Below are 8383 nucleotides of genomic sequence, written 5' to 3'. Positions count from 1 at the left end.
CGGGTGACCCCGCCGACCGTGCTGACTCCAACCGGCTTGCCATGGCTGCGGTGCACCGCGCCCTGTCCTTCGGGCGGCGGGGACTCCGAACCGTGGAGCATGGCGCCGGCCCAGCCGGCCACCATCTGGAATCCACCGGTGGCCGTCGTTTCCACCGTGCTGGCAGCGTCGGTAGGGCTGATCCGCACCTTGTACAGGTCCTTGGCCCACTCCTCCTGCTCCGCACCCAGGATCTGCCCGGTCAGCGCCAAGGCTGCCGCGACCGAGTTGGTCATGCCCCATTTGTCGAATCCCGTGGCCGTATAGATCGCCTCATCAGCCGGAGAGAGCCGGCCCACATAGGGCAAGGTACCGGCCGGCTCGTAGTCCTGCGCAGACCAGGTGTGCGTCAGCTCGGCGTCCGGGAAGTGCCCGCGCGTCCAGCGGACCAGGTCCTCGAACTGCTCCATCGGATGTTCCTTCCGGCCGACGACGTGGCCGTTGCCGCCGACGATCAGGAACCTGCCGCCGCCGTAGTCGGCCGTCCGCAGCGACCTGGTCGGGCCGTCCACGGACAGGTACATGCCGGCCGGTACCGGCCCGGGCACCCGGAAGGCCGTGGCATAGGAACGCTGCGCTTTGAGCACGCTGAAGTGCCCGCCGCGGTTCAGGAACGGGATGCCGGTGGCCAGCACCACGTTGTCGGCACCGAGCCGTCCGACATCTGCCTGGACGGCAAGCCGCCGCCCGGCGTCTGCGGAGGTGACGTCGGTGACCCGGACCTGTTCCACCAAAATTCCGCCGAGGTCGCGCAGTTCCCGGGCCAGGGCCGCAAGGACCTGCAGCGGATGGATCTGCGCCTGGTGCTCCAGCTTCAAAGCGGCGGTCACCGGGAAGGGCAGCTCTTCGGCGGCCGGGAGGAACTCCACGTCCAGGCCGGCCACGGTGCAGGCGTGCAGTTCCGCACGCAGGTCTTCGGCGCCCTTGTCGGTGGTGGCATAGCTGTAGGCGTCCCGGCGCTCGAACGCCACGTCGTGCTGCGTGCAGAACGCCTGCAGCCAGTCCTGGGCCTCGCGCTGGGCCGCGGCATAGCTGCGCACAACGTGCGCACTGTGGTGGGAGAGGATGCGCGAGAGCTTGCGCCCCTGCAGGAGGGAGACCTTCGCCGTCGTGTTTCCGGTGGTGACGGCGCCGGTCCTGCGTGCATCCAGCACGGCAACCTGGTGGCCGGCACGGGCCAGCAGCACGGCGGTGCCCAGGCCGGCCAGTCCTGCTCCCACCACTACCGTGTCGTACGCGCCCTCGGGGACGAAGGCGTCGGACGGAATCCCGGGTGCTGAGTCGAGCCAGAGCGAAACCATGCCGATCCTTTCAACTGGTACCCCCACCTCACCCGGTACCGCATTGTTAGTCAAGGGAAGCGCAGACATTGAACGTATAGCCCGACGCGGGGCGGCCGGACGCACGGTACTGCCGGACCGGACCTTGGAGAAGACTTGGAAGGTTTAACTTTCTTTGTCCGCGCCCTATCAATCCGCCCGGATGTGGCTAGGCTGTATTTCAGGGGCTTTGTACTGATTCTTGGGGAAGAAAGCAGCATTGAACATGGGGAGTTCATTGAAGCCGACCATCCGTGACGTCGCGGAGCAGGCCGGAGTGTCACTGGCAACGGTTTCCTACGTCTTGTCCGGCCGCAACGGCGGCTCCACCCGGATCAGCGAACCGACCAAGGAGCGCGTGCTCCAGGCGGCGCAGGCGCTGGGCTACGTGGCCAACCACGCTGCCCGGGGAATGCGGCGCGGCCGCACGGACACCGTGGCCGTGGTCGTCGAAAACCTGGATTCGCCATGGGACAGGTCGCTGGCCGAAGCTGCCTACCGCATCCTGCCGGGCCATGGCTACCGGGTGGTGGTTTTGCTCGGGCATGAGGCGTGGCGCAATTTCATGCTGTCCGGCGGTGCGGACGGCGCGATCCTGGGCTTCGGCACGGACTCCGGCGAGGAACTGCGGACCATCGCGGACCTGGCCACCCGCGGGGTGGCCCAAGTGGTGGTGTCCCAGTCGCTGGAACCCCGGGGGTTCGACGTCGTCTCCATGGGGGAGGGCGGCGGAATCGCCGAGGCCGCCAAGTACCTGGCGGGCCGGCACCGGCGGATCGCGGTGATCGACCGGGTGCCCGGCGAAGCCGGGACCGAAGGGGGCCGGCTCGAGCAGTTCCGTGCGGCCTTGGAACGCCATGGAGCGCAGCTCGACCCGGCGCTGGTGCGCCCTTCCCGGGGGCCGTGGCGGGAGGCTTATGCCGACGCCGTCGACCTGCTCTCCCAGCCGCAGCCGCCCACCGCCGTCTTTGCGACGGCGGACCTGGACGCGGTCTGCACACTGCTGGCCGCCGAACGGCTGGGGATCAAGGTGCCGCAGGACCTGGAGATTATCGGGGTCGGGAACTCGGAGCTGGGGCAGGATGCAGAACCTGCGCTGACCACCGTGGGTCCGGACCCGGTCCAGGAAGAGATCGTCAGGCTGCTGCTGTCCCGGCTCGAGGAGCGGCGGCAGGCCCTGCCGGAGGGCGGCCAACCCGCCGGGCGGCATCTGCCGGCGCCGTGGAAGCTGCACTTCCGCGGCACCACCGCACCCCGGGCCGAAGGCAGCTGAACCGCCGGGGCCGGCGGAACCGGTCCGGAGATCCGGGTCTGCCGGTTTCAAGTGCACTCTGTTAGGTTGGCTCTGTGCTGACTGTTATCGGGGAAACCCTCGTGGACGTGGTCAAAAGCAACGCCTCGGCCCCGCGCACCCACGTGGGCGGCAGCCCCATGAACGTGGCGGTCGGCCTGGCCCGGCTCGGCCACCCGGTCCAGTTTGTCGGCCGGTACGGCCGCGACGATTACGGTGCGATGATCACCCACCACCTGCGCCGCAATGCCGTGCTGGTCCCGCTGGCACCGGATGCCAATCCCACCAGTGTGGCCACGGCAACGCTGGATGCCGCCGGCGCGGCCCACTACAGCTTCGATGTGCTCTGGGAACTTCCCCCGCTGGACAAGGCCCTGCCCCGGCTGCTGGACGGTACCACCTGGCTGCACACCGGGTCCCTGGCCGCCATGCTCGAGCCCGGCGCGCACACGGTGCAGGCAGCCGTTGAACGCGCCCACCCGCGCTCGCTGATCAGCTACGACCCCAACTGCCGGCCCACGCTGATCACGGACCGGGAATTCGCCCGCCGGCAGGCCGAAAAGTTCGTGCGGCTGGCCGACGTGGTGCGTGCCTCGGACGAGGACCTGCGCTGGCTGTACCCGGAACGGCCCGTCGAGGAGACCGCGCACGCCTGGCTGGCGATGGGGCCGGCCATTGTGGTGGCCACGCACGGGGCGGGCGGCCCGTGGGCCGTGGCCCGTTCCGGCACCACCGAACTGGACGCGCCCCAGGTGGACGTGGTGGACACCGTCGGTGCCGGGGATTCCTTCACTGCCGCACTGATTGGGACGCTGGTGGACCGGGGACTGGCCGGGTCGGGCTGGCGCGGGAGGCTGCAGGACATTGGGCTTGCGCAGCTGCAGGAGATCCTTGGCTACGCCACCCGCGCAGCGGCGGTCACCGTGTCCCGGGCCGGAGCCAACCCGCCCAGCCGGGAGGAGCTGGGGGCCTGAGGTCCCGGTCCGCCTAGACTGGACCCATGCGTTTAATAGCCAGCGACCTGGACGGCACCATCATCGGTCGCGACGGGAAGATCAGCTCCCGTACCGTGCGTGCCTTCCGGGACGCGGCGGATGCCGGGGTGCAGATTGTTTTTGTCACCGGCAGGCCCCCGCGCTGGCTGACTCCGCTGCGCGAGCAAATGGAGCACGAGGGCACGGTGATCTGCTCCAACGGCGCGGTGCTCTACGACCTGGCCACCGACCGCGTGCTCTCGGCCCAGACGGTGCCGCACCGGGACCTCTTCGCCGCGCGCGAGATCATCCTCGGGCTGCACCCGCACGTGGGCTTCGCGGCCGAGACGATCGAGGGCTTCCAGCTGGAACCGGGGTTCGTGGAATCCGGGTCGGTGGAGCTGCTCGGCGGGATCGTGCCACGGCCGCTGCACGAATCCCTCCGCCCGGGGGATGCTGTGGTGAAGTTCCTGGCCCGCGGCCACGACCTGGACCCGGACGTGTTCCTGGCCCAGGTACGGCCGGCGGTATCGCACCTGGTGGAGGCCACCCATTCCGCGTCCGGCGTGGCACTGCTGGAGATGGCGCGGCCGGGGATCAACAAGGCGGTCACACTGGCGCATTACGCCGCCTCCCTGGAGATCGACGCCGCGGATGTGGTGGCCTTCGGCGACATGCCCAATGACATAGAAATGCTGGAGTGGGCCGGCCACGGGTACGCGATGGCCTCCGGCCATCCCGGAGCCATTGATGCCGCCCGGTTCAAGGCCCCGGCCTTCGAGGACGACGGCGTGGCGCAGATCCTCGAGGCCCGGCTCGCGCTGCTGTAAGCGGGACGCCGGTATGCAGGAGCCGGGCGCCCCGCGGCGGTAAAGTACCGAACGTGGGCATCCCGATTCCCTACCTGGAGAATGTTCTTCCGGGGCCGGGCCGCGCCCCCGTGGCCTTCGCGCACCGCGGGTTCTCCCCGGCCGGCCACGAGAATTCCATGGCCGCCTTCCGTGCCGCCGTGGACCTGGGGTACGGCTACCTGGAAACCGACGTGCGCACGAGTGCCGACGGCGTGCTGATGGTCTTCCATGACGCCACCCTGGACCGCGTCACCGACGGCACCGGCCCCTTCTCCGCCCGGACCGCGGCGCAGCTGCGGCAGGTGCGCATCGGCGGCGTCGAACCCATCCCCACCATGGAGGAGCTGCTCGCCGAGTGGCCGGACGTGAAGATTAACGTGGACGTCAAGGACAGGCCGGGCTCGGCGCTGCTCGCCGGGCTGATCGAGCGGTACGGCGCCCACGACCGGATCCTGGTGACCTCCTTCTCGGACCGGCGGCGGCTGGGCGTCTTCCGGACGCTGTCCCGGCCCGCCGCCAGTTCCGGCGGCGTGCTCTCGGTGGCGGCGCTGACGTCCCTGGGCCGGGTGGGACTGGCCCGCACGCTCGGCCGGGCCGCGCGCATGCAGGCGGTGCAGGTGCCGGTCCGCTATGGCCGGTACCGGCTGGTCACCCCTGCGTTTGTGAGCCGCTGCCACCGGGCCGGGCTGGCGGTGCATGTCTGGACGGTCAATGAAAGGGAGGAAATGGAACGGTTGCTGGAGATGGGTGTGGACGGCCTGATGACGGACCGGGCGGACGTGCTGGCCGGCCTCATGCAGGAACGCGGTTTCTGGCCCCAGCGGGTGCAGCCGTGAGGGTGCTCATCGCCCCGGACAGCTTCAAGGGCACGCTCTCGGCTGCCGAGGCGGCGTCGGCGATGGCCCAGGGCGTGCTGCGGGTGTACCCGGAGGCCCGGGTGAGGACGCTGCCGCTGGCCGACGGCGGCGAGGGCACCCTGGATGCGGCGCTCGCCGCCGGCGCCGAGGCCCGAACCGCCCGGGTCAGCGGTCCGCTGCACCAGGAGGTGACCGCCACCTGGGCGCTGCTGGAGCGTGCCGGCCGGCGGACGGCGGTGATCGAAACCGCCCGCGCTTCCGGCCTGATGCTGGTGGAGCCGTCCGTGCAGACGGCCCTGGCCGCGCACTCCTATGGCAGCGGCCAGTTGATCGCCGCCGCCCTGGATGCCGGCGCCGCGGAGATTGTGCTGGGCACCGGCGGCTCGGCCATGACCGACGGCGGCGCCGGCGCGCTGCGGGCGCTGGGCCTGAAGGTCTATGACGACGGCGGTGCCGAGGTGCCGCTGGGCGGGGCGTCCCTGCTGCTGGCCCGCCGGGCGGAGGACTCCGGCCTGGATGCGCGGCTGCGGTCGGCGACGCTGCGGATTGCCGCGGACGTGGACAGCCCGCTGGCCGGTCCCGGGGGCGCCGCCCAGCTGTCCGGGGCCGGAAAAGGCGCCGACGAACCGGCCCGGCACCTGCTCGACGAGGCGCTGCAGCACTGGGCCGGCCTGCTCGAGGCCGTGACCGGCTCCACGGTGGACGTGTCCGGGGCCGGGGCCGGCGGCGGCTTCCCGGCGGCGTTCCTGGCCTTCACCGATGCCCGGCTGGAGCGCGGGTTCGACCTGGTCGCGGACCTGGTGGAGCTCGACGCGGCGCTGGCCGATGCCGACCTGGTGCTGACCGGGGAGGGGACGCTGGACGACCGGTCCCTGCATCGCAAGGCCCCGCTCTCCGTGGCGGAGCGGGCACAGGCGCGCGGGATCCCCACCGTCGTCGTGGCCGGCAGCATCACGCTGCCGGCGCAGGCGCTGGCCGCCCGCGGCATCGCCGCCGCGGCCAGCGTGCTGGATGTGGCCCGGACCCCGCAGGAGGCCTTCGCACATCCTGCGGAGTACGTGGCCCGGGCCACGCAGCAGGCGCTCGAAGGGGCCTGACCCCCGGGAGCGGTCCCGCGCCTACAGCTGGTCAGTCCCCGGTCATTCCTCGATCCGGAAGCCGAGCTTGATGGTCACCTGCCAGTCGGCCACGGCGCCGTTGGCCAGATGGCCGCGGATGTCCTTGACCTCGAACCAGTCCAGGTTCCGCAGCGTCTTGTTGGCCTGGGCAATGGCGTTGGTGATGGCGTCCTGGAGGCCGTCCGGGGAGCTGCCGACGATTTCGGAAACGCTGTAGGTGCGGTTGGCCATGCTTCCTCCTGGGGCTCGGGCCCCGGGACCGGCCCCGGGGCGCGTTGCCTGCCACGCTAGCGGCCCGGCAACGCAGCGGCAAGGCTCAGCCGAGCTTGGACGGCCGGACGCCCTCGTCCTCGGCGGCGTCCAGCGGCTCGGTGCCGCGCCAGCGGGCGATGAGGTTCATGCCGTGGTAGATCAGCAGCGCGGCCGCGGTGCCCAGGGCAATGCCTTCGAACCTCAGCTCCCCGGCGGCCCAGGTGAAGTTGGCGATCGCGACCACCAGGGATACCCCGGCGACGGCGAGGTTGATCGGGTTGCCGAAATTCACCCGGTTCTGCACCCAGATCCGCACCCCCAGGACGCCGATCATGCCGTACAGCACCACGCCGGCGCCGCCGAGCACCCCCGGCGGCACGGTGGCGATCAGGGCGCCGAATTTCGGGAACAGGCTCAGCAGCACCGCGACGATGGCCGCCACCCAGTAGGCGGCGGTGGAGTAGACCTTGGAAGCGGCCATCACCCCGATGTTCTCCGCGTAGGTGGTGGTGCCGGAGCCGCCGCCGGAGCCGGCCAGCACGGTGGCCAGCCCGTCGGCCATCAGCGCCCGGCCGGCATAAGGGTCCAGGTTCTGCCCGGTCATGGCGGCCACCGACTTCACATGGCCGATGTTCTCCGCCACCAGCACGAGCACCACGGGCACAAAGAGCCCGACGACGGACAGGTGGAAGGAGGGCAGCTGGAACGGCGGCAGGCCGACCCACGCCGCGTCCGCGATGGCAGAGAAGTCCACCTCGCCACGCAGGACCGCGGCTGCGTAGCCGGCCAGCACGCCGACGAGGATGGACAACCGGCCCAGCAGGCCGCGGAAGAGCACGGTGGCCAGCAGGATGGCGGCCACGGTGACCAGCCCGGTAACCGCCCCCTGCTCAAAATTCTGCCGCGCCGCCGGCGCCAGGTTCAGCCCGATCAGCGCGACGATGGCGCCGGTCACCACCGGCGGCATGACGGCCTGGATCCAGTGCGCCCCCGCCTTGTGCACCACCAGGCCGGCCAGGAAGAGCACCGCCCCGGCCATCACCAGTCCGCCGAGTGCCCCGCCGATGCCGTGCTGGTTCACCGCCGCCCCGATCGGGGCGATGAACGCGAAGCTGGAGCCGAGGTAGCTGGGAACCCTCCCGGCGGTGATGACCAGGAACAGCATGGTTCCGATGCCGGAAAAGAGCAGCGTGGTCGCGGGCGGGAAGCCGGTCAGCAGCGGCACCAGGAAGGTGGCGCCGAACATCGCCACCACGTGCTGGGCACCGATGCCGGCGGTGCGCGGCCAGCTGAGCCGTTCCTGCGGGGACACCACGGAGCCGGGGACGATGGTCCGGCCGTCGCCGTGGATTTTCCAGTGGAAGGCCGATGACTTTCCGGGCGTGCTCATGGGAGGCCTCTCGGGGGTGGGGAAGTTGCCTAGGAAGAATCCTACGTCCGGAGCGTGTCGCCATTGTTACATCCCGCGGCCGTCATAAAGTCTCCCGGGGTCACACACTTGGACGCCCGCCCGGCTGCGTTCCTAGGCTGTTGGCCAGATCAAGAGCTCCAACGCGCAGCCCTGGCTGGTTGGACGGCAACCCTCTCCCGTGGCGGGGTGCCCCAGGTGAAGATCCGGCCGCGGCGCAGAAGCGCCGGGGCAAGCACGGCGCCGCTGGCTGCGGCGCCCCGAGAACGTGGGA

General features: G+C 70.8%; 8 protein-coding genes and 1 riboswitch. Of the genes, 5 read left to right on the top strand and 3 right to left on the bottom strand.

Annotation, left to right across the window (positions count from 1 at the left end; translation table 11 throughout):
* A partial coding sequence (locus tag HGG74_RS11420) for an NAD(P)/FAD-dependent oxidoreductase (protein ID WP_168486467.1) occupies nucleotides 1-1340 on the bottom strand: 1340 nt, incomplete at its 3' end.
* A gap of 244 nt (nucleotides 1341-1584) precedes the next feature.
* On the opposite strand from HGG74_RS11420, the gene HGG74_RS11415 reads away from it, so the two are divergent.
* From HGG74_RS11415 to HGG74_RS11395, 5 genes are all read left to right on the top strand, one after another.
* Nucleotides 1585-2631: a LacI family DNA-binding transcriptional regulator gene (locus HGG74_RS11415; RefSeq protein WP_168486466.1), complete on the top strand. Its 1047-nt coding sequence runs from the start codon at nucleotides 1585-1587 to the stop codon at nucleotides 2629-2631.
* A 74-nt stretch (nucleotides 2632-2705) separates the two neighbouring features.
* A complete protein-coding gene (locus tag HGG74_RS11410) occupies nucleotides 2706-3623 on the top strand; it encodes a carbohydrate kinase family protein (RefSeq protein ID WP_168486465.1) in 918 nt (305 codons plus the stop codon).
* A 26-nt stretch (nucleotides 3624-3649) separates the two neighbouring features.
* On the top strand, nucleotides 3650-4453 hold the full coding sequence (locus HGG74_RS11405) for an HAD family hydrolase (protein ID WP_168486464.1): 804 nt from the start codon (nucleotides 3650-3652) through the stop codon (nucleotides 4451-4453).
* A gap of 59 nt (nucleotides 4454-4512) precedes the next feature.
* Nucleotides 4513-5310, top strand: coding sequence for a glycerophosphodiester phosphodiesterase family protein (locus HGG74_RS11400; RefSeq protein ID WP_168486489.1), 798 nt, complete (start codon nucleotides 4513-4515; stop codon nucleotides 5308-5310).
* On the top strand, nucleotides 5307-6428 hold the full coding sequence (locus HGG74_RS11395) for a glycerate kinase (protein WP_168486463.1): 1122 nt from the start codon (nucleotides 5307-5309) through the stop codon (nucleotides 6426-6428). The genes HGG74_RS11400 and HGG74_RS11395 overlap by 4 nt, the downstream gene beginning before the upstream one ends.
* Nucleotides 6429-6470: 42 nt before the next feature.
* On the opposite strand, the gene HGG74_RS11390 is transcribed toward HGG74_RS11395, so the two are convergent.
* Both HGG74_RS11390 and HGG74_RS11385 read right to left on the bottom strand, forming a co-directional pair.
* The gene (locus HGG74_RS11390; RefSeq protein WP_168486462.1) at nucleotides 6471-6680 is read right to left on the bottom strand and encodes a dodecin; all 210 of its coding nucleotides are present in this window, start codon (nucleotides 6678-6680) and stop codon (nucleotides 6471-6473) included.
* An 85-nt stretch (nucleotides 6681-6765) separates the two neighbouring features.
* Nucleotides 6766-8091: a uracil-xanthine permease family protein gene (locus HGG74_RS11385; protein WP_168486461.1), complete on the bottom strand. Its 1326-nt coding sequence runs from the start codon at nucleotides 8089-8091 to the stop codon at nucleotides 6766-6768.
* A gap of 147 nt (nucleotides 8092-8238) precedes the next feature.
* Nucleotides 8239-8353, top strand: a riboswitch (SAM riboswitch).
* The last annotated feature ends 30 nt before the right edge of the window (nucleotides 8354-8383 follow it).

The organism is Arthrobacter mobilis (genome assembly GCF_012395835.1).
GTDB classification, from domain to species: Bacteria; Actinomycetota; Actinomycetes; order Actinomycetales; family Micrococcaceae; genus Crystallibacter; species Crystallibacter mobilis.
Note: the sequence above shows the minus strand (reverse complement) of the source record. Positions and strands in the feature narration are given on the sequence as shown.